This is a genomic window from Hydrogenophaga sp. FW305-3-2-15-A-LB1 (assembly GCF_058787875.1).
The window spans coordinates 1-25,366 of record NZ_JBYTAE010000040.1 but is presented as its reverse complement, the minus strand read 5'-3'; the positions used below and the strand labels follow the sequence as shown (position 1 = coordinate 25,366).

Genomic DNA, 25,366 nt, shown 5'->3' with positions numbered 1-25,366 from the left:
GTGTGCGCGTCAGTGGCCGCCGTTGGGCAGGCGCAGGCCGCTGCCCCTGACGAGGACCTGGGCCGAGGCGCCGCAACCGCTGCCGGTCCAGCCGCTGGCGGCGCAGTCTTCCGGTGCGGCATCCGTTGCGCTGGCGCTCTGGGTACCGGCACCCGTGGTGGAGTCACCCTCGGCCGCCAGTTGCACCAGTTGCAGGCCGCCGGTCGCATCGGGCGCGGATGCCGGCTCGCTGACCTGTGGCACATGCACCTGCGCCGGCACGGCCGTGAGGCTGGGGCGCTGGATGCTGTCGGTCACCGAAGCCGGGTTGAAGGGCAGGGTCACCTCGACCTCGGCGTTCTCCGTGCTGTTGACCACGGCGTAGCCCAGCTCGTTGAGCAGCGAGATCCGGATGGCGTGCTTGCCCGGGCCGGCCGAGTCGGTGGTGTAGCGCGGATCGCCGAGCATGGCCTTGGTGTCGCCGTTGAGCAGGCCTTGCACGTCGTAGCCCTCGGCGCCACCGCCATCGAAGCCGTTGACACCGGAGTTGTCCGCTTCGAGCTTGGTCGAACCGTTGGTGCTCACGGTGAGCACGGGTTGTTCGCGGTAGACCGCGTGCACGCCGCTGTCGCCCAGGGCCTTGGTGAAGTTGCTGGTGCTTTCGTCGCTGTTGTAGCGGAAGCGGCCCGAGCCACTGCCCACGGCGCCGGTCACGCCGGTGCTGCCGGCCACGCTGCCGGTGTAGATCACCGCGCGGCCGCCCGCGCCGGTGCCCACGGTCGCGCCCGCGCCCACCGTCACGTTGCCGCCCGTGGCCTGGCCGGCCGACTGGCTGGCGCCGGCGTTGAGCACGATGGCGTTGCTGGCGGTGCTGCTGGTCTGAACGCTCTTGCCGAGCGCGATGTCGCCGCTGACGGTGCTCACGTTCACCAGACCCGTGTTGTGGATGCCGTTGAGGGTGCTGCCGTCGGCCAGCGTGGCGCTGCCGATGGCGAGCGCGCCGCTGTTGACGAAGTGCACGTCCTGCGTGTCGGTGACCAGCGTGCCCACGGTGTTGCCCGCGTTGCCCAGCGTGAACTGGCCGCCGTTGCCGACGAGGGCGAGCGTGCTGGCTTCGAGGGTGGCGTTGCCGGCCTGGGTCACGGTGCCGCCATCGGTCTGCAGCGTCACCATGTCGGTGGAGCCCAGCACGGCGTCGAGCCGGATGTGGCCGGTGCCGGCGTTGAGGGCGACGCTGTCCTGCAGTCGGGTGTCGGTCACGACCACGATATTGCCCTGCATGGTCGCGCCGCCGATGTTGATGGAGGAGAAGCCGTCGGCGAGCGAGGCCAGCGTGGCGGAAGAGACGTTCAGCACGCCGTCGCCCGGTGTGCCCGCGCCACCGCCGACGTGGATGTCGTGGCCGGGGTTGAGGGCCTCGAAACCGATCTGACCGGTGCCGGAGACGGTGCCGCCGAAGTTCACCTCGTCGGCCTTGAGCGTGAGCTTGTTGTCGGCCGCGTTCATGCCCTGGAGGAAGCTCAGCGAGCTACCTTCGAGCGTCTTGCCATTGAACAGGGACGTGGTGGAAATGTTGTCCAGCGTCAGCGTCGCGCCCAGCGCCCGGCCGCCGCTGGCATCCCAGCTGCCCGAGACGAAGACGAAGGCGTAGGTGCCGGCGGTCTCCACGGTCGTGCTGGCCGTCTGCCAGCCGGTGGAGGACCAGGCGTTGGCGCCGGTGGCGTTGAGAATCACCTGCGTCTCGCCGGTCTTCACGTTGAGCAGGTAGCCGAACACGTCGTAGGCGTCCGAGCTGCCGGCCGCGTTCCACTGGAAGCTGACCACGTCGCCCTTGGCCAGGGCGATGGTGCTGTCGCTGGTGACGTAGCCGCCGCGCACGATGCAGTAGCCGGTGGCGCACTGCTGGGTGCTGCTGAGTTGCAGGCCCTGGGTGCGGTTGGCACCGTTGTTGGAGACGCCGGAGGTGAAGGTGCCGGAGGAGCTGACGTTTTCGCCGCTGGAGGTGGCGGGGCCGCTCGGGTCGTTCGGCGTAAGGTGGCCGCGCACGGTGGAGCCACCGTTCATGTAGACGCGCTGGTCGTGGATGCTCCAGCCGGTGGTGCCGTTCTCGAAGCCGGCGTTCAGGAACTCGGCCGCGCCCAGCACCACGGGCGAGTCGTACACCTGCTCGCCGAAGGTGCGCACGATGCCGCCGTTGATGTGCGTGGCGCCGGTGGGGGCGGTGGTGACGTACAACGAAGCAAGCGGGTTGGTGCCACCCACCTGGTCACCGAAGACGATGCTGCCCGTACCGGTGTTGGTCAGCGTGAGGCGGCTGGCGTTGCCCGCGCCCGCGGTGGCCGAGTCCACGTACTTGGCGAAGTAGATCTCGCCGCCCTGGCTGGCGATGGTGATGTGGCCGTCGAGCTTGACGTCGCCATTGAAGATGAAGCTCAGGTCCGAGGTGGAGCCGATGTTGCCCTGCAGCACCAGCTGGTCCGCGCTGAGGATCAGCGAGCGGCCGCTGCCACCGGTGTTGGTGTAGTCGCTGGTCCAGGTGATGGTGTCGTCGGCCTGGATGCTGACGTTGGTGCCGCCCGCGAGCGCGGTCTCGATGTCGTCGAGGCCCACGTTGGTGCCGCCGATCGCGCCTGCGCCGGCGGCGATGGTGACGTTGGTGGGGTCGATCAGCCACAGGCCGCCGTTGCCCTTGGGGGCGGCGGCATCGGCCGCGCGGCTCACCGAGAGCGTGGCGCCGCTGGTTTCGATGCGGCCACCGTTGCCGCCTTGCGCGCCGCCGCGCGCCTTGAGCACGCCCGCGACCTCGGTGCGGCCGCCGGCCGCGTGGATGTCGGACCAGGCGACCACGGTGCCGCCGTGGCCGTTCTGCGTGGCGGAGGCGTCGAGCAGGGCGCCCGAAGCCACCACGGTGTGGCGCGCCTGTTTGATTCGGTTGTCCTTGCCTTGCCAACTGCCGCCGACATAGATCTGGCCGCCGCCGGTGGCGCCGGTGGCGTCGATCACCGCGCCGTCGGCGATGGTGGCCGTGTCGCCGGTGACGATGGCCTTGCCGGCCTGGCCTTGCGGCGCGGAGACGTCGATGCGGCCCGAGACATGCACGCCGCCCTGTTCGGCGACCAGGCTCACCACGCCGTCGGCGCCGACGCCGAGCGAGCGCGCCTCGATGAGGCCGCTGCTGTTGATCACGGTGGCGGTGAGGCTGTCGATGGCGCGCGCGGTCATGAGCACGGTGCCGCCGTTGGCGTGGATGGCGCCGCCGTTGTCGATCAGCGCGCCCAGCGCGCCGCCGTCGACCTCGACCTGCACCGGGCCGCCCAGGTCGAGCCGCACGGTGCTGCCCGCGGCGAGCACCACGCTGCCGCGTTCGGCCGAGAGTTGGCCGTCGTTCACGATGCGCGCCGCGACCAGCGCGACGTGGCCACCCGATGCGGCCGAGATCTGGCCCTGGTTCACGATGGCGGCGGCGCTGTCACCGCTGAAGTGGTAGCGGCCCGCGAGGAAGTCTTCGGTGCTGATGTTCAGGGTGGAGGCCACCAGAGAGCCCACGTTCACCTGCGCGGTGGGCGAGAAGAGCACGCCGTTGGGGTTGACCAGGAACACCTGGCCATTGGCGTTCAGCGCGCCCTGGATCACCGACACGTCGGGTCCGAGCACGCGGTTGAGCGCGACCGAGGCCGCGCCGGGTTGCACGAAGTTGACGCTGTGGCCCTGGCCGATGGAGAAGCTGTTCCAGTCGATGGCGAGCTTGTCGCTGGCCTGCTGGATGGTGAGCACGTTGCCGGCCTGCTGCAGGCTGCCCTGGCCGGCGGTGACGGTGCCGCCGGTGGGCAGGCCGCCGGCCACGGCGGCCAGGGGCGCGAGCAGCAGGGCGCCGGCCACGCGGGAGGCGCCGCGCTTGCCGCGCGCGCTGGCGACCTCGCTCACAACGGTCCATGCGTTGATGGCGTGGTTCCAGATGGTGGTGTAGATGCGGTTCATGGCGTTGTCTGGTTTTCTTCTTCAGTCGCCCTCGGTTCGAAGACCGTGAGAGGGCCGGTGCGGCCCGGACACATTGCATGCCGGGGGATGCCGATGGATATGGATTGCGGTCTGTCGAGCAGGCCGCGCGGATGATGGAGCTGTTGCTATAGAAATTGCTCTCGGGGCAGTATCGACCGGGCCTTGATGTTCTTGAGGCCCGAATAACGGGGGATTGGGGTGCTTGTTCGGTTCGCTGCGCTATCGTTCACACGAACCCTGTTTTTCTTGCCATGGAGCACCTATGCCATCTCATCCCGATTCCGAATTCGAGCGCGGCCTGGCCACGCGCAGGCAGGTCATGGGCGACGCCTTCGTGGACAAGGCCTTCGGCGACATGACGGCCTTCACCGAACCGATGCAGCAACACATCACCCGCAAGGCCTGGGGGGACGTGTGGCAGCGCGAGGGGCTCGATCTGAAGACCCGCAGCCTCATCACCGTGGCCATGCTCACGGCGCTGGGCAAGCAGCACGAGCTCAAGGGCCATGTGCGCGGCGCGCTGAACAACGGCGCCACGCCCGCCGAGTTGCAGGAGGTGCTGCTGCACGCCGCCGTGTACTGCGGCGTGCCGGCGGCGGTGGAGGCGTTTCGCACGGCGGCCAGCGTGGTGGACGGCGAGAAGGCCTGAGTGCCGATGCGGCGCTACGATCGGGGGTTTCTTCACCATCCCCTACGGAGTTCCGTCATGACCGCTTACCGTCTCTCGCTGGTCCGCCGCGCCCTGTTGGCCGCGGGCCTGGTCTGCTCCCTCGGCCTGGCCCAGGCGCAGTCCACCACCCGCATCCTGGTGGGCTTCCCGCCCGGCGGCGGCACCGACGCCATCGCCCGCATCCTGGGCGAGCGCCTGCAGCAGGACCTGGGCAACCCGGTGGTGGTGGACAACAAGCCCGGCGCGGGCGGGCAGCTGGCCGCTCAGGCGCTGAAAGCCGCGCCGGCCGACGGCCACACCCTGTTCCTCAGCCACGACCACAGCATCACCATCCTGCCCATGGTGACCAGGAACCCCGGCTACGACTCGGCCAAGGACTTCGTGCCGGTGGCGGGCTTCGCGACCTTCGTCAACGCCTTCGCCGTCTCCAACGGCACGCCCGCGCAATCGTTCAAGGCCTATGTGGATGGCGTGAAAGCGGCGGGTGGCAAGGGCTCGGTGGGCATTCCCGCGCCGGCCTCGGTGCCACAGTTCCTGGTGCAGGTGATCGCCAAGCAGAACGGCCTGGACCTCGTGGCCGCGCCCTACCGGGGCAGCGCGCCCATGATGTCGGACATGCTGGGCAACCAGATCCCCGCCGGCGTGGCCTCCATTCCCGACTTCATCGAAAACCACAAGGCCGGCAAGCTGCGCGTGGTGGCGGTGATGGGTTCGCAGCGCCAGGCCGCCATGCCCGAGGTGCCCACCTTCTCCGAACTCGGCCTCAAGGGTTTCGAGGACGTGCCGTACTACGGTCTGTTCGCGCCGGCCGGCACACCCAAGGCCGCGCTGGACCGCATTGCCCAGGCGGTGCAGAAGGCGATCGCCCAGCCCGACGTGCGCGAGAAGCTCACCGCCATGGGCCTCACCGTGGGTTTCATGACCGGCGAACAGCTGGGCGCGCGCGAGCAGGCCTATGGCAAGGTGTGGGCGAAGATCATCCAGGACAGCGGCTTCCAGCCACAGTGATCTGGCGCCGGATCGGGCTTAGCCCGCCAGCAGGCGCTGCATCAGGTCCGGCGTGCTGTGGGCCTGGTACTTGCGCATCAGCCGCGCGCGGTAGATCTCCACCGTGCGGTGGCTGATGTCCAGCGCCTTGCCGATCTGCTTGCTCGTCAGGCCATCCATGAGAAAGGCCGCCACCTCGCGCTCGCGCGGTGTCAGCTCGGCCTTCACGGTGCGCGTGGAGCTGAGGTCTTCGAAGCTCCAGATGCCGGCGGCGTGCGGCGCGTCGCGGTTCAGCGCGCGGCCGGTCACGTGGCACCAGAAGGTCTCGCCCTGCAACTGCCCGCCCACGCGCTTCATGATGCGGTTGTCCGAGTAGGTGCCGCTGCGGCCCAGCAGGGGCGCCATGCGCTCGCCGATGCGCTCGTACTCGTCGGCGCTGGGATAGAGGATCTGGAAGCTCTGGCCCACGAGCTGCTCGCGCGTGGCGCCGAACATCTCGCACAGCACCTGGTTGCAGTCGACCATGATGCGCTGCCGGGACAGGGCCAGGCCCACGGGGGCGAGGTCGAAGGCGAGGCGGTAGTCGATCTCCATGGCGTATCAGGCTTCGGGTTTGGCTTTACGAAATACTACGTATGTGGTTACGTAGTATCGTAGCGGCTTCCACGGTCCAACCCAGGAGACACCGACGTGAACAAGATTTTCCCGAACGCGGACGCCGCGCTCAAAGGCATCGTGGCCGATGGCCAGTTGCTTGCCGTCGGAGGCTTCGGCCTTTGCGGCATTCCCGAGGCCCTGATCGATGCGCTGCGCGACAGCGGCGCGAAGAACCTCACCGTGATCTCCAACAACGCGGGCGTGGACGGCTTCGGCCTGGGCAAGCTGCTGGAGACGCGCCAGATCAGCAAGATGATCTCGAGCTACGTCGGTGAGAACAAGGAGTTCGAGCGCCAGTACCTGGCCGGTGAACTGCAACTCGAATTCACGCCGCAGGGCACGCTGGCCGAGAAGCTGCGTGCCGGCGGCGCGGGCATCCCGGCCTTCTTCACCAAGACCGGTGTGGGCACCCTGGTGGCCGAGGGCAAGGAGCTGCGCGAGTTCGACGGCGAGACCTACGTGATGGAGCGCGCGCTGGTGCCCGACGTGGCCTTGGTGAAGGCGCACCGCGCCGACAAGTCCGGCAACCTGCAGTTCCGCCTGACCGCGCGCAACTTCAACCCCGCCGCGGCCATGGCCGGCAAGATCTGCGTGGTCGAGGTGGAGGAAATCGTCGAGACCGGCGCGATCGACCCGGACCAGATCCACCTGCCCGGCATCTACGTGCACCGCATCGTGCACAACGCCCACCCCGAGAAGCGCATCGAGAAGCGCACCATCACCGAGAAAGCTGGAGCCTGACCATGCCCTGGACCCAAGACCAAATGGCCGCGCGCGCGGCGCAAGAACTCGAAGACGGTTTCTACGTGAACCTCGGCATCGGCATCCCGACGCTGGTGGCCAACCACACCGGCACCAAGGAAGTCTGGCTGCAGAGCGAGAACGGCATGCTGGGCATCGGCCCGTTCCCGACCGAAGACCAGGTCGACGCCGACCTGATCAACGCCGGCAAACAGACCGTGACCACGCTCCCGGGCTCCAGCATCTTCGGCAGCCACGACAGCTTCGCGATGATCCGCGGGGGCAAGATCAACCTCTCCATCCTGGGCGCGATGCAGGTCAGCGAGAAGGGCGATCTGGCCAACTGGATGATCCCGGGCAAGATGGTCAAGGGCATGGGGGGCGCGATGGACCTCGTGGCCGGCGTCAAGCGCGTGATCGTGCTGATGGAGCACGTCGCGAAGAAGAAGGATGGCACCGAAGACCTGAAGATCATTCCGTCCTGCACCCTGCCGCTGACCGGCGTGGGCGTGGTCGATCGCATCATCACCGACCTGGGCGTGATGGACGTGACGCCGCAAGGCCTCAAGCTGGTGGAAATGGCCCCGGGCGTCACGCGCGAGTTCATCCAGTCCAAGACCGGCGTCACGCTGGTCTGATACCCCTGGCGGGTATACTCCCGCCTGCACCCGTCATTGGGGAGTAGCCGCTCTGCGCCCTGCAGAGGTCCGCGTCAACACACTTGGCCCCCACGGCCATGGCGCAGACAGCTTCCAGCCTGGCAAGACCTTTGACCACACTGCCTCCGGATGGGCCGGGGATGCCGTGTGGTCTTCTGTCTTTTGCCGGCCCTCGGAGCATTCTCTTGGAAGCATTCCTGATCTCGACGGGCATCGTCGCCCTCGCCGAAATGGGCGACAAGACCCAGTTGTTGTCCCTCGTCCTCGCCGCCCGCTTCAAGCGCCCCTGGCCCATCGTCTGGGGCATCCTGGTGGCCACCCTGCTCAACCACGCCCTCGCGGGCGCTGCCGGCGCCTGGATCATGGCCGCCGTGGGCCCGAACGTGATGCGCTGGGTGCTGGGGGTCTCCTTCATCGCCATGGCGGGGTGGATGCTGATTCCCGACAAACTGGACGACGAAGACGCCGTGCCCAAGCGGCAGATGGGCGTGTTCGTCGCGACGCTGTGGGCCTTCTTCCTGGCCGAGATGGGCGACAAGACACAGATCGCCACCGTGGCGCTGGGCGCGCAGTACGAACCCCTGATCGCGGTGGTGATCGGCACCACCTTCGGCATGATGCTGGCCAACGCGCCGGTGGTGTTCTTCGGCGAGGCGATCACGCGGCGCGTGCCGATCAAGATCGTGCACATCATCGCCGCGCTGATCTTCGCGGTGCTGGGCGTGCTGGCCCTGATGGGCGTGGGCGCGTCGATGACCGGCTGACCGGTCCGGCCGGGGCGCTAGAATGGCGGCCTGCTGCGGGTGTAGTTCAATGGTAGAACGGCAGCTTCCCAAGCTTCATACGAGGGTTCGATTCCCTTCACCCGCTCCACCTCTCGACTCCCCCTTCACCGGCACCATCGCTGCGCGTGCGGCGCCTGTGGCAGCGCGGTTTCATCATGAACGAGCCATCAGCCCACACCGCCCCCCAATGGGAGCCCGCCGCGCGAGCCGAAAGCCTCTCGTGGTCGATCGTGCGGCAGATCCGCGATGCGCTCTTCTCGGGAAAGCTCAAGGCCGGCGAGTTCATCGGCAGCGAAATCACCCTGGCTCAGCAGTTCGGCGTGAGCCGGATCGCGGCGCGCGATGCGCTGCGTTCGCTGATCGCCATGGGCGTGGTGGAGGTCCGCATGGGTTCCCGGGGTGGTGCCTGGGTGGCCATGGGCAACTCCGATCGCCTGGTCGATTCGCTGGCCGTTCAGCTCCATCTCATCGGTTTGACCGCGGCGGAGATGCTCGAAGCGCAGAGCATCACGAGCATCGCCTCGGCCGAGCTGGCCGCGGGCCGCGTGACCCCGGAGGATGCCGCGCGGATGGAAGAGGCGGCGCAGGCCACCGAGGCGGCCGCGGGTGACCCGCACGCGTTCACGGAAGCGTCCATGCGGTTCCGCGAGGCCATCGTCAACGCCTCCAAGAACCGCGTCCTCATCGCCCAGTACCGGGCCTTCGGATCGGTGCTCGGCCCCTTGCTCGAAGCCAACACGACCGCGGCGGCCACCCGCCGAATCATCCAGTCCAACGCCCGCCTGCTCCAGGCCATCGTCAATGGGGATGCGGTGGCCGCGGGTGAGCTGATGCGCGAGCGCGAGTCCGGCATCCGGATGCGCATCCTGGGCTCGGATCCGACCGCCACGGCCGAGCCGGCGGCTCAAGCCCCGGCCCCCTAGCGCCGGGCGCTTTTTCTTCTTTTTTTGCCAGAACGGGCGCCTTGGGCGCCCGTTCTCTTTGGTGCGCCTGCGCCGGCACCATCGTGAAAACCCTAATGTATATTACAGATATACAGATTACAGTTCGACCCAAGCCGAGAGATGCCCATGGGGTGTCCGGCGCCAGAGGTCGAGGTGCCGCGTTGGTCCCGATCGCCCGCAATGCCCACGGAAAAAGACATGCTCATTGATGCACACGCGCACGTGACTGCGCCCGATTCGCTGTATGTGTGGAAGGCCGGATTGCTGTCGCACCGCGGCAACCACGGACGCGGATCGCCGAAGGTGAGTGACGACGAGATGCTGGCCGTCCTCCACACGCCGACCTTCGGCACCAAGTCCCACCTGGAACAGTTGAAAGAGCTCGGCACGGACATGCAGCTGATCTCGCCCCGGCCCTACCAGAGCATGCACAGCGAAAGGCCGGCCAAGCTGGTTCACTGGTACACGGAAGAGGTGAACAGCATGATCGGGCAGCAGGCCCGGTTGGTGCCGGGCACCTTCCGGGGGGTATGTGGCCTGCCGCAGGCCTGGGGCGAGCCGATCCAGAACTGCCTGCCGGAGCTGGACCGTTGCGTCAAGGAGCTCGGCATGGTGGCGGCGATGGTGAACACCGATCCCAGCGAGGGGCTGGACACCCAGGCGGTGCCGAATCTCGGCAGCGAATACTGGTACCCGCTGTGGGAGCGCCTGGTCGAACTCGACGTGCCCGCCTACCTGCACTCCGCGGGCTTTCGTTCGGAGCGCAACAGCTACTCGGTCCACTTCATCAACGAAGAGACGATCGCTGTCATGGCGCTGTGCAACTCGCGCGTGTTCAAGGATTTCCCGCGACTGCGCATCGTCGTGTCGCATGGCGGTGGCGCGATGCCGTATCAGGTCGGGCGCTTCCATGCGCCATCGCTGCGCCCGGGTCGGGCACCCGAGCCCTTCCTCGATGCGCTGCGCCGCCTCTACTTCGACACCGTGCTCTATTCGGAAGAGGCCTTGCGCCTGCTGATCAAGACCGTCGGCCCTGAGCGCTGCATCTTCGGCGCCGAGCGCCCTGGCGTCGGCACGGTGAAAGACCCCGCGACCGGGCGCTGGATGGACGACATCCAGCCGCTCATCGAGGGTTTCGACTGGCTCTCTGAAGACGCGAAGCAGGCGATCTTCAGTGGCAACGCGAAGCAGGTCTTCAAGCTGTAGATCCTCTGCGGGAGACACCAGACATGGCAAACATCGTTGGGGGCATTGCGGTCTCCCATGGCCCCCTGTTGTGCACGCCCCCTTCGATCTGGCACCTGCGAGCGGGAGCCGATCAGAAGAATGTGAACCACTGGTATCAGGGCCGGCGTCACAACTACGATGAGCTGCTCGCCGCCCGAGCGCCGGGATTCGGCATGGCCGTGCAGGCAGCGCATCAGGCGCGCGCCTACGCGCAATGCCAGTCGTCACTGGACCAGCTGGCGGACAAGTTCAAGGCGATGAGGGCGGACTGGGTGATCGTCGTGGGCAACGACCAGAGGGAGGTCTTCCATGACGACATGTCACCCGCGTTGCTGGTGTACACCGGCGAGTCGATTCCCAACATTCCCCTGACCCCGGCGCAGCTGGCCAAGCTGCCGCCCGGCATCGCCGAAGCGGAGGTGGGGCACTGTCCACCGGAGGGGGCGGTGTACCCCGGTCATGCGGCCCAGGCGACGCGCATCGTGGAGAGCCTGAGCGACGCGGGTTTCGATGTGGCGACCTCCGCCCGCCTGCCGTCGACCGCCGATGGACAGCACGGCATTCCCCACGCGTTCGGTTTCGTGTACCGGCGCATCCTGAACGATGCGCCGCCGCCGAGCGTGCCCGTCTTTGTCAACGTGGGTGTCGCCCCCAACCAGGTCAGAACGGGGAGGGCGCTCGGCTTCGGCGCGGCATTGGCCCGGGCGGTGCGCGATCTGCCCGATGCGTCGCGTGTGGTGTTCATCGCCTCGGGGGGGCTGAGCCACTTCGTGGTCGACGAATCGCTGGATCAGAAAGTCCTCCAGGCCCTGAGCCCATTCGATGCGGCATCGCTCCAGTCGATTCCGGAGAGCTGGTTCAACGGGAACAGCGGCGAGATCAAGAGCTGGATGGCCGTGGCCGCGGCCATGAACGAAGCGGGGCTGCGCATCGACATGCGGGACTACACGCCGTGCTACCGGACGCCGGCCGGCACCGGCAGCGGCATGGGTTTCGTGGCGTGGTCCTTGTCAGTGTGAAAGAAGGAAACAGAAGCAATGAATGAAGAACAGAACCGCAGGCTGACGCAGGTCGGCCGCGGAACGCCCATGGGCGAGGTGCTGCGAAGGCACTGGATGCCGATCGCGGGCGCCTCGGAACTCGATGAGAACCCCATCAAGCCGCTGCGGCTGATGGGCGAGGACCTCGTCCTCTACCGCGACCTGAGCGGCAACCATGGCCTGGTCGAGCGGGCCTGTGCCCACCGCCGCGCCGACCTGTCCTACGGTTTCGTCGAGGCCGACGGCATCCGCTGCAGCTACCACGGCTGGGCCTTCAATGCCTCGGGCAAGTGCGTGAGCCGCCCGTACGAGGACACCGTCAACCCCGACATCACGAAACGCGGGCGGATTTGCATCCAGGGCTATCCGGTGAAGGAGAAGGCCGGGCTTCTGTGGGCCTACCTGGGGCCCGCTCCCGCACCGGAGCTGCCCGACTGGGAGCCTTTCAGCTTCGAGAACGGTTTCGTCCAGATCGTGGTATCCGACGTGCCCTGCAACTGGCTGCAGTGCCAGGAGAACTCCATCGATCCCGTGCACTTCGAATGGATGCACAACAACTGGAGCACCCGCCTGAGCGGGCAGACCGGTCCCTACTCGGCGGAACACAAGGAAGTCGCTTTCGAAGAGTTCGACCACGGGCTGGTCTACAAGCGCATTCGCGGCGAGGCCACGAAGGCCGATGCGATGTGGACCGTCGGCCGGGTGTGCCTGTGGCCCAACGCGTTCTTCCTCGGGGACCACTTCGAGTACCGGGTGCCGATCGACGACGAGAACACGCTCAGCATCTCGTGGATCTTCACGCGCCTGCCGCAGGAGGTCGAGTCGTATTCACAGCCCTCGGTGCCGACCTGGCGCAGCCCGGTCAAGGACGACGCCACCGGGCGCTGGGTGACGAGTCACGTGATCAACCAGGACATGGTGGCCTGGGTGGGCCAGGGGGTCATCGCCGACCGGACGAAGGAGACCCTCGGGCTCAGCGACCGCGGCATCGTGATGCTGCGTCGGCGGTTCGAGCAGGACATCGCGGCGGTTGAACGGGGCGAGGATCCGAAAGGCGTCATCCGTGATCCGGCGAAAAACGTCCGGGTTCAGCTGCCCATCGCGGAACGCGAGTTTCTGCTGCGGGGCCTTCCGAGGCAAGTGCTTCTGGCGCACCCCATCTGGCGGCAGCACTACGAAGGGTTCCGCTTTGCCTATGGCCAGCCCGAGTCGGTCCGCCAGGCTTTCCGGGAGGCGGCAGGCCTATGAACACGCTGAGCACCACCCAGAAGGCATGCGTGGCGCGCCTGCGGCGCATCGACGTCTGCGCACTGTCCGACGCCCTCGACAAGCTGGGGCGCGCGGGCGCCGTCACCGGCATCCCGCAGCGCAGTGGCCAGGGGCGCATCGCCGGGGTCGCTGTCACGATGAAGGTCGGACCAGGCCAGCCACCCCCGGGTGAGCCACGGCATCTGGGTTGCACCGCCATCGAACTCTCGGGGCCGGACCAGGTGATCGTGGTCGAGCAGCGTTCCGGCGTCGAGGCCGGCTGCTGGGGCGGGCTGCTCACGCTGGGCGCCAAGGTGCGCGGCGTCGAGGGCGTCATTGCCGATGGCCCACTTCGGGACGTGGACGAGGCCATCGCCTACGGTTTCCCCATCTTCAGCCGCAGCCTGACCTGCCTGACGGCCCGGTCGCGCGTCGTCGAGCTGGGCACTCAGCTGCCGGTGGCGCTGGGGAATGTCTCGGTCCAGCCGGGTGACTACGTGGTGGCCGATCGCAGTGGTGTGGTCGTCATTGCGGCGGCAAGCATCGAGGAGGTGCTCGACACCGCCGAAGCCATCGCGCGGCGCGAGGGCGGCATGGCCAAGGCCCTCCAGGGGGGAACCCCGATCAGCCAGGTGATGAATGGCCACTACGAACAGATGCTGGAGAACAAGCGATGAACGACGATCCCCATGTGCAACGCGCGGCCCGGCTGGACACGGCCGCCCTCAGTGACGCCCTCGACAAGCTGGGCATCGTTGGCCAGTGCCATCGCGTCAAGCCGCGAGACCCTTCCTTTCGCATGGCCGGCCGGGCGTGGACCCTGCTGTACGGCCCGGCGGGCAGCCCACCTGGCACCGTCGGAGACTACATCGACGATGTGCCTCCCGGCAGCGTGATCGTTCTGGACAACGGCGGCCGCGACAACGCCACCGTGTGGGGCGACATCCTGACCGAGATTGCGCATCGGCGGGGCATCGCCGGGACCGTGATCGACGGCATCTGCCGCGATGTCGCGCTCTGTCTGGAACTGAACTACCCGGTCTTCTCCAAGGATCACTGGATGCGCACCGGCAAGGACCGTGTGCAGGTCGAGGCCACGGGCGTTCCCGTCAATGTCGGCGATGCCCGTGTGAGCCCGGGTGACATCGTGAAAGGCGACGCGGATGGCGTCGTGATCATTCCGAAGGAGCACGAGGCACGGGTCCTGGACACCGCCGAAGCCATCGACTCGGCCGAGGCGCGCGTGCGCGCGGCGGTGCGGGGTGGCATGCGCCTGGACGAGGCGCGCAAGGCCCATGGGTACCACCAGTTGCAGACGAGGGCATCGTGATGCAGCGGCACGACCCTTCCACCACGACGCGGGACGCGGTCCGGCTGCCGGCGCCCGTCCTCGCGCGAGCGCAGGCCGCATCGTCGGCCACGCTGCACGAGGCCGCGCGAAAGATCGGTGCCCTGCCTTCCCAGATCCAGGCGCTCGCGCCCGGGTTTCGCTGCGCGGGATCGGCCCTCACCGTGCATTCCCCGCCGGGGGACAACCTCTGGCTGCATCGCGCGCTCGAGCGGGTCCAGCCCGGCGATGTGATGGTGGTGTTCACGGGCGGTGCCCACGAGCATGGCTATTGGGGCGAGATCATGGCGACGATGGCCAAGGCCCGAGGCCTGGCCGGCCTGGTGATCGACGGCTGTGTGCGCGATGGCGATCTGCTGCGGGAGATCGGCGTGCCCACGTTCAGCCACGGTCTCTGCATTCGGGGGACGGGCAAGGATTTCGGCGCCGTCGGCTGGATCAATCACCCGGTTCTGATCGGCGACGTGGTCGTGAACGCCGGCGACCTGATCGTCGGTGATGGCGACGGGGTCGTCGCCATCCCACACCACATGGCCGGGGCGGTCCTGGACGCGGGGGCGCAACGCGATGCCGAAGAAGCCGAGTTCGTCCAGCGGCTCCAACGAGGAGAGAGCACCTTGTCGATTTACGGATGGCGCTAGGCGCCCGCGCAAGCCCAGGCAGATGGACGGTACAACCAGGAGACAAACCCCATGAACATCCCTCGACTCGACCGACGCACTGCGGTCATCGGCCTGCTGGCCGCCGCCACCACCCCATGGGCGATGGCCCAGGCCGAGACAGCGGGCAACTATCCCGCCAAGACCCTCAAGATGGTCGTGCCCTACAGCCCGGGGTCCGTGACGGACACCCTGGCCCGCATGGTGTCGGAGCGGCTGTCGCAACGCCTGGGGCAGCCGGTCATCGTCGAGAACCGCCCCGGTGCGAGCGGACAGATCGGCACCGCGGCGGTCGCCGCCGCCGCGCCGGACGGCTACACCATGATGCTGGCGCCACCCACGCACATCATCAACTCGGTGCTGCGCAAGATGCCTTACGACCCGATCAAGAACTTCGATCCGGTCATCCAGATCGCCCGCTCGAACCTGGTGCTGGTGGTGAACGCCGCGACACCGGCGAACAACCTGAAGGAGTTGGTGAGCTATCTGAAGGCGCAGGGCGACAACGCCACCTACGCTTCGGCGGGGCAGGCCTCGACCCTGCACCTCTACACCGCCCAGCTGCAACAGGTGCTGGGCACCAGCATGCGGCACGTCCCGAGCAAGGGCGTGCCCGGCGCCATCATGGACGTGGTTCAGAACAGCGTCACGGTGGTGCTCGCCCCGATGGAGAACGCCGTTCGCCTGATCAAGAGCGGCCACCTCAAGGCGATGGCGCAAACCGGCAAATCGCGCTTCGCCGAGATTCCCGATGTGCCGACGTTTGCCGAGGCCGGCCTCTCCAGCGTTCACAGCGAACTCTGGTACGGCCTCTTTCTGCCTGCGGGCACACCCAAGCCCATCCTGGCGAAGCTGAACAGGGAAGTCGCCGCGGTGCTCGCCATGCCGGAGGTGAAGACGCAGCTCCTCACGGCCGGCACGGAGCCGGTGGGGGGGGCACCCGAGCAACTGGCGGCGCTGTGCCGCAGCGAGCTCGCGATGTGGACCGACGTGGTCAAGCGCAACGGCATCAAGGCCGACTGACGCGTGGCGCCCCCGCAGGACGACGCTCAGAACCCCACCGCCTGCCCGTCGCGCCGCGCATCGCTCGCGGCCACGTAGCCGTCGGCCATGTCGTCGCTCAGGCGCGCGATGAACTGGCCGCTGCCGAAGTCGAGGTAGGTGTCGGCGGTCGGCTCGAAGCGGTGGCCCAGCGCCTTGAGGCCGTCGCGCAGCGCGGGCGCCATGGTGGATTCGAAATCCACGTCCAGGCCTTTGCCCCATTTCCAGCGCGGTGCGTCGCACGCGGCCTGGGGCTGCTGGCCGTGCACCAGCATGCGCACCAGCGTCTGCACATGGCCTTGCGGCTGCATGTTGGCGCCCATCACGCCAAAGCTCATCACACCCTGGCCCTGCCGCGTGAGGAAGCCCGGGATGATGGTGTGGAAGGGCCGCTTGCCCGGTGCGACCTGGTTGGGGTGGCCATCCTGCATCGTGAAGCCGTGGCCCCGGTTCTGCAGGCTGATGCCCCAGCCGGGCACGACCACGCCGCTGCCGAAACCCAGGTAGTTGGACTGGATCAGGCTGACCATGCGGCCTTGCGCATCGGCGGCGGTGAGGTAGACCGTGCCACCGCGCGGCGGGTGGCCCGCGCCGGGGTGAATGGCGCGTTTCGGGTCGATGAGCCTGGCGCGGTCGCGCAGGTAGCCCGGGTCCAGCAGGTCGGCGGCGCGCACCTCGGTCATGAAGCGCTCGTCGGCGACCCAGCGGTAGGTATCGGCGAAGGCGAGCTTGACGGCCTCGATCTGCAGGTGCTGGCCTTCGATGCTGTCCGGCCCGTAGCGGCCGATGTCGAGCTGTTCGAGCATGCCCAGCGCCATGAGCGCGGCGATGCCCTGGCCGTTGGGCGGCAGTTCGTGCACCGTGTGGCCGGCGAACGCCATCTCGATGGGCTTGACCCACTGCACCTCGTGCGCGGCGAGGTCGCTGGCGCGCAGTTGCGCGCCGTGTTCGCGCGCGAAGGCATCGATGGCGGCGGCGATCTCGCCCCGGTAGAAGGCTTCGCCGCGCGTCTCGGCGATGCGGCGCAGCGCGCGGCCAGCCTCGGCGAAGCCGAAGCGCTCACCGGGCAGCGGCGCACGGCCACGGGGCATGAAGGCCTGCGCGAAACCGGGCTTGTCCTGCAGCAGAGGCACGGCCAGGGCCCATTTGTGCGCGATGACGGGCGCCACCGCGAAGCCGCTTTCGGCCAGCTCGATGGCCGGCGCCATCAGGTCGGCGAAGGGCAGGGCGCCGAAGCGCTCGGACAAGGCGGCCCAGCCGGCCACCGCGCCGGGCACGGTCACGGCATCGAAGCCGCGCAGCGGGATCTGGCCGTTGTGCTTGTTCTCGAAATAGGCCTTGCTCCAGCCCGCGGGCGCCACGCCCGAGGAGTTCATGCCGTGCAGTTGCTGACCGTCCCAGACGATCGCGAAGTTGTCGCTGCCCAGGCCGTTGGAGATGGGCTCCACCACGGTGAGGGCGGCGGCGGCCGCGATCGCGGCGTCCACCGCGTTGCCGCCCTTGAGCAGCATGCGCAGACCGGCCTGCGCGGCCAGGGGCTGCGAGGTGGCGACCACGTTGCGCGCCATGAGCGGGCTGCGGATGGTGGGGTAGGGGTGGCTCCAGTCGAACTGCATGGGGTGGGGGTCTCTCAGGTGGGAATCACTTGAGGATATCGCCGACGCAGAGGTACTTGATTTCCACGTAGTCGTCCATGCCGTGGTGCGAGCCCTCTCGGCCCAGGCCGGACTGCTTCACGCCGCCGAAGGGCACGTGTTCGGTGGCCAGGATGCCGACGTTGATGCCGACCATGCCGTACTCCAGCGCCTCGCTCACGCGGAAGATGCGGCCGACGTCGCGGCTGTAGAAGTAGCTCGCCAGGCCGAACTCGGTGGCGTTGGCCGCGTCGATGGCTTCCTGCTCGGTGTGGAACCTGAACACCGGCGCGAAGGGGCCGAAGGTTTCCTCCTTCGCGCACAGCATGTCGGCCGTCGCGTCGGCCACCACGGTGGGTTCGAAGAACTGGCCGCTGCCCAGGCTGGCGAGGCGCTGGCCACCGGCCACCACGCGCCCACCCTTGGCCACGGCATCGTCCACATGGCGCTGCACCTTCACGAGGGCTGCTTCCTCGATCAGCGGGCCCTGGCTCACGCCCTCCCCAAAGCCGTTGCCGACCTTGGCGGTCTTCACCTTGGCGGCGAATTTCTGCACGAAGGCGTCGTAGACGCCGGCCTGCACGTAGAAGCGGTTGGTGCAGACGCAGGTCTGGCCGGCGTTGCGGTACTTGCTGGCGAAGGCGCCTTCCACCGCGCTGTCGATGTCGGCGTCGTCGAACACGATGAAGGGCGCGTTGCCACCCAGTTCGAGCGACATCTTCTTGACCGTGGGCGCGCACTGCGCCATGAGGATGCGGCCGACCTCGGTGGAGCCGGTGAAGCTGATGTGGCGCACCACGTCGCTCGCGCACAGCACCTTGCCCACGGCGATGGACTGTTCGGCGTCGGCGGTGAGGATGTTGAACACCCCGGCCGGGATGCCGGCGCGGATGGCCAGTTCGGCCGCGGCCAGCGCGGTCAGCGGCGTGAGCTCGGCCGGCTTGATGATCACGGGGCAGCCGGCGGCCAGCGCGGGCGCCACCTTGCGCGTGATCATGGCGAGCGGGAAGTTCCAGGGCGTGATGGCCGCGCACACGCCGATGGGCTGCTTAAGCACCATCAGGCGGCGGTTGTTGTCGAAGGTGGGCAGGGTTTCGCCGTTGATGCGCTTGGCTTCCTCGGCGAACCATTCCACGAAGCTCGCGCCATAGGCCACCTCGCCTTTGGCCTCGGCCAGGGGCTTGCCCTGTTCGGCGGTCATGAGGGTGCCCAGGTCGTCCTGGTTCGCCATCAGCAGGTCGTACCACTTGCGCAGGATGTGGCTGCGTTCCTTGGCGGTCTTGGCCTTCCAGGCCGGCCAGGCGGCGTTGGCGGCGGCGATCGCGGCTTCGGCATCTGCGGGGCCCAGGTTGGCCACGTCGGCCAGCTTGTGGCCGGTGGCCGGGTCGTGCACGTCGAAACGGCGGTTGCCGGCAACCCACTGGCCGTTGATCAGGGCGTCGGTCTTGAGCAGGCTCGGGTCCTTGAGCAGGGCCAGGGGGGAGGTCTTCATGTCCATGGGTGTTGTCTCCGTCGATGCGGTGCGCGGGAAGGGGTGATCGGGATTTATTTAACTTGTTAAATGAATCGCCGCCGATTGTGCCGCCGAAAGGCGTTCCAGCATAGCCCCCGGTCTTTTCCGGGGCGGTGCCGCCCGCGACGCGGCGGGCCGATCCACCCGATTTCGCCGCCCGCGCGCCGGGGTCGGCCCGCATGTTGGAAAATAGCGGGTTCCGCGCGCGCGAGCGCTGCCCCGCATTCAACGACGACCACCCACAAGGCCAACATGACCCGCCCCGCCTCCGTTGCCGACATCCGCAAGAGCTTCCTGGACTTTTTCGCTTCCAAGGGCCACACCGTGGTCGCGTCCAGCCCCCTGGTGCCCGGCAACGACCCGACGCTCATGTTCACCAACTCCGGCATGGTGCAGTTCAAGGACGTGTTCCTCGGCACCGACAAGCGCCCCTATGTGCGCGCGGCCTCGGTGCAGGCCTGCCTGCGCGCCGGCGGCAAGCACAACGACCTGGAGAACGTGGGCTACACCGCGCGCCACCACACCTTCTTCGAGATGCTGGGCAACTGGTCGTTCGGCGACTACTTCAAGCGCGAGAGCCTGAAATGGGCCTGGGAGCTGCTGACCGAGGTCTACCAGTTGCCCAAGGAGCGCCTGCTGGCCACGGTGTATGAAGAGGACGACGAGGCCTACGACATCTGGACGAAAGAGATCGGCCTGCCGCCCGAGCGCGTGATCCGCATCGGCGACAACAAGGGCGGCCGCTACAAGTCCGACAACTTCTGGATGATGGCCGACACCGGACCTTGCGGTCCGTGCAGCGAGATCTTCTACGACCACGGTGACCACATCGCCGGTGGCCCTCCGGGCAGTCCCGATGAAGACGGCGACCGCTTCATCGAGATCTGGAACAACGTGTTCATGCAGTTCAACATGGACGAGACCGGCGCCGTCACGCCGCTGCCCGCCCCCTGCGTGGACACCGGCATGGGCCTGGAGCGCCTGGCCGCGATCCTGCAGCACGTGCACAGCAACTACGAGATCGACATCTTCGACGCGCTCATCAAGGCCGCCGCGCGCGAGACGCACATCAGCGACCGGGACAACCCCTCGCTCAAGGTGATCGCCGACCACATCCGCGCCACCGCCTTCCTGGTGAGCGACGGCGTGATCCCCAGCAACGAAGGCCGGGGCTATGTGCAGCGCCGCATCGTGCGCCGCGCCATCCGCCACGGCTACAAGCTGGGCCAGAAGACGCCGTTCTTCCACAAGCTGGTGCCCGACCTGGTGAAGCTGATGGGCGCGGCCTACCCGAACCTGGCGCGCCAGGAGCAGCGCATCACCGAGGTGCTCAAGGCCGAGGAAGAGCGCTTCTACGAAACGCTGGCCAACGGCATGGAAATCCTCGACGCGGCGCTGGCCGGCGGCGAGAAGGTGCTGCCGGGCGACGTGGCCTTCAAGCTGCACGACACCTACGGCTTCCCGCTCGACCTGTCGGCCGACGTCTGCCGCGAGCGCGGCCTGTCGGTGGACGAGGCGGGTTTCCACGCCGCGATGGAAAAGCAGAAGGCCGCAGGTCGCGCGGCCGGCAAGTTCAAGATGGACAAGGCGCTGGACTACACCGGCGCGGGCAACCAGTTCGTGGGCTACGAACAGCTGGAAGCGCCCGGCAAGATCGTCGCGCTCTACTTCGAAGGCACGCCGGTCGCCGCGCTGAACGCCGGCCAGACCGGTGTGGTGGTGCTGGACAACACGCCGTTCTACGCCGAGAGCGGTGGCCAGGTCGGCGACGAGGGCGTCATCACCAGTGGCTCGGCGCGTTTCGCCGTGGGCGATACGCAGAAGATCAAGGCCGACGTGTTCGGCCACCACGGCAGCGTGGAGCAGGGCACGCTCAACGTGGGCGACCATGTGAACGCCCAGGTGAACACCGCGCTGCGCGCCGCCACCGTGCGCAACCACAGCGCCACCCACCTGATGCACAAGGCCTTGCGCGAGGTGCTGGGTGAGCACGTGCAGCAGAAGGGCTCGCTGGTGAACGCCGAGCGCACGCGCTTCGACTTCGCGCACAACGCGCCCGTCACGGACGCGCAGATCCGCCAGATCGAGGCCAAGGTGAACGCCGAGATCCTCGACAACCACGCCACGCAGGCGCGCCTGATGGACATCGAGTCGGCGCAGAAGACCGGCGCCATGATGCTGTTCGGCGAGAAGTACGGCGAGACCGTGCGCGTGCTCGACATCGGCAGCAGCCGCGAGCTCTGCGGCGGCACGCACGTGCAGCGCACCGGCGACATCGGCCTCTTCAAGGTGGTGGGCGAAAGCGGCGTGGCCGCGGGCGTGCGCCGCATCGAAGCCATCACCGGCACGAACGCGCTGGCCTACCTGCAGTCGCTGGAAGACACGGTGGCGCAGGCGGCGGGCGTGCTCAAGGCGCCCACGGTCGAGCTGAACGCGCGCATCGGCCAGACGCTGGAGCAGGTCAAGGCACTGGAGAAGGAAGTGGCCGCGCTCAAGGGCAAGCTGGCTTCGAGCCAGGGCGACGAGCTGGTGGCGCAGGCGGTGGACGTCAAGGGCATCAAGGTGCTGGCTGCCGTGCTCAACGGCGCCGACGCCAAGACCCTGCGCGACACGCTGGACAAGCTCAAGGACAAGCTCAAGACCGCCGCCATCGTGCTGGCCGCCGTGGACGGCGCCAAGGTGCAACTGGCCGCCGGTGTGACCGCCGACAGCATGGGCAAGGTCAAGGCCGGCGAGCTGGTGAACTTCGTGGCCCAGCAGGTGGGCGGCAAAGGCGGCGGCAAGCCCGACATGGCCATGGCCGGCGGCACCGACGCGAGCGGTCTGCCCAAGGCACTGCAGTCGGTGCAGGGCTGGGTGGCCGAACGCGTGTGAGCACGCTGAGCCGCCGGCAGATCCTGGCCAGCGGGCTGGCCGTGGCCCTGGGGCCGGTGGCGGTCGGCGCACAGCCGGCTTTCGAACTGAGCGACTGGCCGCGCGGCACGCCCACGCCGGCGCTGACGACCCTGGACCTGCAAGGCCGGGCCGTGAAGCTCGCCGATTTCAAAGGCCGCGCCGTGCTGCTCAACTTCTGGGCCAGCTGGTGCGAGCCCTGCCGCACCGAAATGCCCATGCTGCAGGACCTGCCCCCGCTGATTGGCGAGGACCGCCTGGCGGTGATCGCGCTCAACTTCAAGGAGCCGCCGCAACGCGCCCTGCGTTTCGTGGAGCAGACCCAGCTGAGCCTGCCGGTGTGGCTGGACCCGCTGGGTGAACACGCGCGCGCCTGGGGCGTGCGGGTGTTTCCCACCACGGTGCTGATCGATCGCCAGGGCCGCGCGCGCCAGCGCGTGCGGGGCGAGGTCGACTGGAGCGGCCGCGAGGCGCTGGGCTGGGTGGATCGTTTGCTCGTGCTCTGACCCCGTCCCATAATTCCTGTCCCCCCTTCCGGAGTGCCCTTCATGACCCCCGATCGCCGCCGCTTCCTGCAGCGCGCCGCCACCTCCGTGGCCGCCGCATCACCGCTGTTCCATGCCACAGGGGCCCTGGCCCAGGCCAACCCGGCACCACCGCGCGAGTTCAACCCCCAGCCCGGCGCCTGGCGCACCTTCGATGTGACCACCCGGGTGGACATCGAGCTGCCCCGGGGCGCTTCCCAGGTCTGGTTGCCGCTGCCCTCGGTCGAGAGCGACTGGCAGAAGTCCTTCACCAGCGACTTCCGCACCAACGGCACCGCGCAGCTGACCGAAGAGCGGCACTACGGTGCCCGCATGCTGCACGTGACGTTCGCCGAAGGTGGTGGCACGCCTTACGTGGAACTCACCAGCCGCGTGCAGACGCGCAACCGCGCGGCCGATCTTTCGCAAAAAACGGCCAGCACCGAAGACGCCGCCAGCCTGCGCTTCTGGACCCAGCCCACGGCCCTGCTGCCCACCGACGGCATCGTGCGCGAGACCGCGCTCAAGGCCACGCGCGGTGCGCGCACCGACGCGCAGAAGGCGCGCCAGATCTACGACTGGGTGGTGGCCAACACCTACCGCGAGCCCAAGGTGCGCGGCTGCGGCGAAGGCGACATCAAGACCATGCTGGAGACCGGCAACCTGGGCGGCAAGTGCGCCGACCTCAACGCCATCTTCGTCGGCCTGTGCCGCTCGGCCGGCCTGCCGGCGCGCGACGTGTACGGCATCCGCCTGGCGCCCTCGGCCTTCGGCTACAAGGAGCTCAGCGGCAATTCCGCCAGCCTCAAGGGCGCGCAGCACTGCCGCGCCGAGGTGCACCTGGCCGGCCACGGCTGGGTGGCGATGGACCCGGCCGATGTGGCCAAGGTCATGCGCCTGGAGACGCCCGAGTGGATCAAGACCACGCAGCACCCGGTGGTCACGCCGGTGAACCGCGCGCTGTTCGGCGGCTGGGAGGGCAACTGGATGGCCTGGAACATGGCGCACGACGTGAAGCTGCCGCAGGCACAGGGCCCGCAGCTGGGCTTCTTCATGTACCCCGTGGGCGAGACCGGCGGCCAGCGTCTGGATTCCTACGCGCCGGACGACTTCAAGTACCAGATCACGGCGCGCGAGATCAAGGCCTGACCGTTTCCTGCGGCTCGGGCCAGCTCAGCGATTGCTGGCTGGAAAAGGCCCGTGCCTCGCCTGTCACGGGGTCGGTGAAGGCGATGGCCCGGGCCAGCAGGCGCAGCGGGTTCGAGAAATCCTCGGCTTCGTGTGGCCCGCGCTGCACGCTCGGGTAGAACTGATCGCCCACGATCGGTAGACCCAGGGCGTTCATGTGCACGCGCAGCTGGTGCCGCTTGCCGGTGACGGGCTCCAGGCGGTAGCGCGCCCACGGGCCGCGCACCTCCAGCCGCTCGATGCGCGTCTCGCTGTTGGGCTCGCCTTCGGCCTCGTTCATGCGGAAGAAGGCGTCGTGCGCTTCCTCGATGCGGCTGCGCCGCACCACGGGCCAGGCCTGGGACGCATCGCCGGAGGGGGCGAGCGCTTCGTACACCTTGTGCACCGCGCGGTCGCGGAACAGCGACTGGTAGGCGTCGCGGTCCTGCGGGCGCAGGCTGAACACCACCAGGCCCGCTGTCTCGCGGTCGATGCGGTGGATGGGGCTCAGCGTGTCGATGCCCAGCCGGTTCTTCAGCCGCACCAGCAGGCTTTGCTGCACGTAGCGCCCACCGGGTGTCACCGGCAGGAAATGCGGTTTGTCCGCCACCAGCAGGTGCTCGTCCAGGTGCAGCACGGTTTCCTCGAACGGCACCACGGGTTCGTGGTCGAGTTCGCGGTAGTAGTAGACCCGCACCCCCGGCGTGAAAGCCGCATCGGGTGGCAGGGCCTGGCCCGCGTCGTCGAGCACCTCGCCGCGCGCGAGCCGTTGGGCCCAGGCCTCGCGGCTGACGGCGCTCAGGCGTTCGGCCAGGAAGTCGAGCAGCAGCGGCCAGGGCGCGGCCTTGTCGTAGGGCAGGGCGATGCAGCTGGCGGACACACCTTGCCGCGAGGGAATCGCCGGGTTTTTCGGGGGACGGCCCATGGTGGCCCGTTGCGGATCAGACGCGGCGGAACACCAGGTCCCAGACGCCGTGGCCGAGCTTGAGCCCGCGGTTCTCGAACTTGGTGAGCGGCCGGTAGTCGGGCTTGGGCACGAAGCCGTCGCCACCCGCTTCGGCGGTGTTGCTCAGCAGGGGCTCGGCCTGGAGCACCTCCAGCATCTGCTGGGCGTAGGGTTCCCAGTCGGTGGCGAGGTGCAGGTAGCCGCCTGGCTTGAGGTGGCGCGCGAGGCGGTTCACGAACGGGCCCTGGATCAGGCGGCGCTTGTGGTGGCGGCTCTTGTGCCAGGGATCGGGGAAGAAGATGTGCACGCCATCGAGGCTGGCTTCGCCCAGCATGTGGTCCAGCACCTCCACCGCGTCGTGGCGGAAGATGCGGATGTTCTCCAGGCTTTGCTCACCCACGAGCTTGAGCAGGGCGCCCACGCCGGGCTCGTGCACTTCGCAGCAGAGGAAGTTGTCCTGCGGGCGCACGGCGGCGATGTGGGCGGTGGCGCCGCCCATGCCGAAGCCGATCTCCATGATGAGCGGCGCGGCGCGCCCGAAGGCTGCAGCCGCGTCGAACGCGCCGGGGGCGTAGTTCAGCAGGAAGCGGGGGCCGTGCTGTTCGAAGGCTCGAGCCTGGCCCGGGCCCATGCGGCCCGCGCGCAGCACATAGCTCTTCACCTCCCGCATGAAGGTGGTGTCGGCGGGGGCAGGGCGCGGTTGGGC

At 68.2% G+C, this 25,366-nt stretch carries 22 protein-coding genes, 1 tRNA gene and 1 riboswitch; of the genes, 17 read left to right on the top strand and 6 right to left on the bottom strand.

Going from position 1 to position 25,366, the window contains the following annotated elements; genetic code table 11:
- Window positions 1–9: 9 nt before the first annotated feature.
- Window positions 10–3,957 carry a two-partner secretion domain-containing protein gene (locus AC3WPZ_RS13885; RefSeq protein ID WP_492440104.1) on the bottom strand — a complete coding sequence of 1,316 codons (3,948 nt, stop codon included), beginning with the start codon at window positions 3,955–3,957 and terminating at the stop codon, window positions 10–12.
- A 283-nt stretch (window positions 3,958–4,240) separates the two neighbouring features.
- Between AC3WPZ_RS13885 and pcaC the strand changes: the two genes are divergently transcribed.
- Window positions 4,241–4,627 (top strand): 4-carboxymuconolactone decarboxylase, encoded by a 387-nt coding sequence (pcaC, locus tag AC3WPZ_RS13880; RefSeq protein WP_492432378.1) that lies wholly within the window; start codon window positions 4,241–4,243, stop codon window positions 4,625–4,627.
- Between the two features lie 57 nt (window positions 4,628–4,684).
- Window positions 4,685–5,656, top strand: a complete 972-nt coding sequence (locus AC3WPZ_RS13875) for a Bug family tripartite tricarboxylate transporter substrate binding protein (protein ID WP_492440102.1) — start codon at window positions 4,685–4,687, stop codon at window positions 5,654–5,656.
- 18 nt (window positions 5,657–5,674) lie between these two features.
- Here the strand turns inward: AC3WPZ_RS13875 and AC3WPZ_RS13870 are convergent, their stop codons facing one another.
- Window positions 5,675–6,229 carry a LuxR C-terminal-related transcriptional regulator gene (locus tag AC3WPZ_RS13870; protein ID WP_382158943.1) on the bottom strand — a complete coding sequence of 185 codons (555 nt, stop codon included), beginning with the start codon at window positions 6,227–6,229 and terminating at the stop codon, window positions 5,675–5,677.
- 96 nt (window positions 6,230–6,325) lie between these two features.
- Between AC3WPZ_RS13870 and AC3WPZ_RS13865 the strand changes: the two genes are divergently transcribed.
- The 12 genes from AC3WPZ_RS13865 to AC3WPZ_RS13810 all read left to right on the top strand — a co-directional run bounded on the left by AC3WPZ_RS13865 (window position 6,326) and on the right by AC3WPZ_RS13810 (window position 15,966).
- The gene (locus AC3WPZ_RS13865) at window positions 6,326–7,033 is read left to right on the top strand and encodes a CoA transferase subunit A (RefSeq protein ID WP_382324046.1); all 708 of its coding nucleotides are present in this window, start codon (window positions 6,326–6,328) and stop codon (window positions 7,031–7,033) included.
- A gap of 2 nt (window positions 7,034–7,035) precedes the next feature.
- Window positions 7,036–7,671, top strand: a complete 636-nt coding sequence (locus AC3WPZ_RS13860; protein ID WP_382158940.1) for a 3-oxoacid CoA-transferase subunit B — start codon at window positions 7,036–7,038, stop codon at window positions 7,669–7,671.
- A 26-nt stretch (window positions 7,672–7,697) separates the two neighbouring features.
- Window positions 7,698–7,871, top strand: a riboswitch (yybP-ykoY riboswitch).
- Between the two features lie 6 nt (window positions 7,872–7,877).
- The gene (locus AC3WPZ_RS13855) at window positions 7,878–8,456 is read left to right on the top strand and encodes a TMEM165/GDT1 family protein (RefSeq protein WP_382158938.1); all 579 of its coding nucleotides are present in this window, start codon (window positions 7,878–7,880) and stop codon (window positions 8,454–8,456) included.
- A gap of 35 nt (window positions 8,457–8,491) precedes the next feature.
- Window positions 8,492–8,565 (top strand) — tRNA-Gly (locus tag AC3WPZ_RS13850).
- A gap of 67 nt (window positions 8,566–8,632) precedes the next feature.
- Window positions 8,633–9,400 (top strand): FadR/GntR family transcriptional regulator, encoded by a 768-nt coding sequence (locus tag AC3WPZ_RS13845; protein ID WP_444686263.1) that lies wholly within the window; start codon window positions 8,633–8,635, stop codon window positions 9,398–9,400.
- Between the two features lie 219 nt (window positions 9,401–9,619).
- Complete coding sequence (locus AC3WPZ_RS13840) at window positions 9,620–10,627, top strand: amidohydrolase family protein (RefSeq protein ID WP_291121599.1); 1,008 nt, start codon at window positions 9,620–9,622, stop codon at window positions 10,625–10,627.
- Between the two features lie 23 nt (window positions 10,628–10,650).
- A complete protein-coding gene (locus AC3WPZ_RS13835; protein WP_492440099.1) occupies window positions 10,651–11,667 on the top strand; it encodes a DODA-type extradiol aromatic ring-opening family dioxygenase in 1,017 nt (338 codons plus the stop codon).
- An 18-nt stretch (window positions 11,668–11,685) separates the two neighbouring features.
- The gene (locus tag AC3WPZ_RS13830) at window positions 11,686–12,936 is read left to right on the top strand and encodes a Rieske 2Fe-2S domain-containing protein (protein ID WP_382326958.1); all 1,251 of its coding nucleotides are present in this window, start codon (window positions 11,686–11,688) and stop codon (window positions 12,934–12,936) included.
- Window positions 12,933–13,613: an RraA family protein gene (locus tag AC3WPZ_RS13825; RefSeq protein ID WP_492440097.1), complete on the top strand. Its 681-nt coding sequence runs from the start codon at window positions 12,933–12,935 to the stop codon at window positions 13,611–13,613. Before AC3WPZ_RS13830 ends, AC3WPZ_RS13825 begins: the two co-directional genes overlap by 4 nt.
- Complete coding sequence (locus AC3WPZ_RS13820) at window positions 13,610–14,266, top strand: RraA family protein (protein WP_382158927.1); 657 nt, start codon at window positions 13,610–13,612, stop codon at window positions 14,264–14,266. The genes AC3WPZ_RS13825 and AC3WPZ_RS13820 overlap by 4 nt, the downstream gene beginning before the upstream one ends.
- Entirely contained in the window at window positions 14,266–14,925 is a 660-nt protein-coding gene (locus tag AC3WPZ_RS13815) for a 4-carboxy-4-hydroxy-2-oxoadipate aldolase/oxaloacetate decarboxylase (protein WP_492440095.1), read from the top strand. The genes AC3WPZ_RS13820 and AC3WPZ_RS13815 overlap by 1 nt, the downstream gene beginning before the upstream one ends.
- A 51-nt stretch (window positions 14,926–14,976) precedes the next feature.
- Window positions 14,977–15,966, top strand: a complete 990-nt coding sequence (locus AC3WPZ_RS13810; protein ID WP_492440093.1) for a Bug family tripartite tricarboxylate transporter substrate binding protein — start codon at window positions 14,977–14,979, stop codon at window positions 15,964–15,966.
- A gap of 26 nt (window positions 15,967–15,992) precedes the next feature.
- Here the strand turns inward: AC3WPZ_RS13810 and AC3WPZ_RS13805 are convergent, their stop codons facing one another.
- Window positions 15,993–17,600: a gamma-glutamyltransferase family protein gene (locus AC3WPZ_RS13805; RefSeq protein ID WP_444686268.1), complete on the bottom strand. Its 1,608-nt coding sequence runs from the start codon at window positions 17,598–17,600 to the stop codon at window positions 15,993–15,995.
- A gap of 25 nt (window positions 17,601–17,625) precedes the next feature.
- Entirely contained in the window at window positions 17,626–19,116 is a 1,491-nt protein-coding gene (locus tag AC3WPZ_RS13800) for an NAD-dependent succinate-semialdehyde dehydrogenase (protein WP_492440091.1), read from the bottom strand.
- Window positions 19,117–19,383: 267 nt separating this feature from the next.
- On the opposite strand from AC3WPZ_RS13800, the gene alaS reads away from it, so the two are divergent.
- Genes alaS through AC3WPZ_RS13785 form a run of 3 tightly spaced genes read left to right on the top strand, consistent with a single transcriptional unit; the run spans window position 19,384 to window position 23,696 of the window.
- Window positions 19,384–22,005 carry an alanine--tRNA ligase gene (alaS, locus tag AC3WPZ_RS13795; protein WP_492440089.1) on the top strand — a complete coding sequence of 874 codons (2,622 nt, stop codon included), beginning with the start codon at window positions 19,384–19,386 and terminating at the stop codon, window positions 22,003–22,005.
- A complete protein-coding gene (locus AC3WPZ_RS13790) occupies window positions 22,002–22,529 on the top strand; it encodes a TlpA family protein disulfide reductase (protein ID WP_492440087.1) in 528 nt (175 codons plus the stop codon). Before alaS ends, AC3WPZ_RS13790 begins: the two co-directional genes overlap by 4 nt.
- 42 nt (window positions 22,530–22,571) lie before the next feature.
- Window positions 22,572–23,696, top strand: coding sequence for a transglutaminase-like domain-containing protein (locus AC3WPZ_RS13785; RefSeq protein ID WP_444686272.1), 1,125 nt, complete (start codon window positions 22,572–22,574; stop codon window positions 23,694–23,696).
- Here AC3WPZ_RS13785 and AC3WPZ_RS13780 read toward each other — a convergent pair.
- Window positions 23,686–24,639, bottom strand: coding sequence for a pseudouridine synthase (locus AC3WPZ_RS13780; RefSeq protein ID WP_492440084.1), 954 nt, complete (start codon window positions 24,637–24,639; stop codon window positions 23,686–23,688). The two genes, AC3WPZ_RS13785 and AC3WPZ_RS13780, sit on opposite strands and share 11 nt — an antisense overlap.
- 16 nt (window positions 24,640–24,655) lie before the next feature.
- Window positions 24,656–25,366: tRNA (guanosine(46)-N7)-methyltransferase TrmB (gene trmB, locus AC3WPZ_RS13775; RefSeq protein ID WP_492440082.1), on the bottom strand; the 711-nt coding region annotated here is incomplete at its 5' end.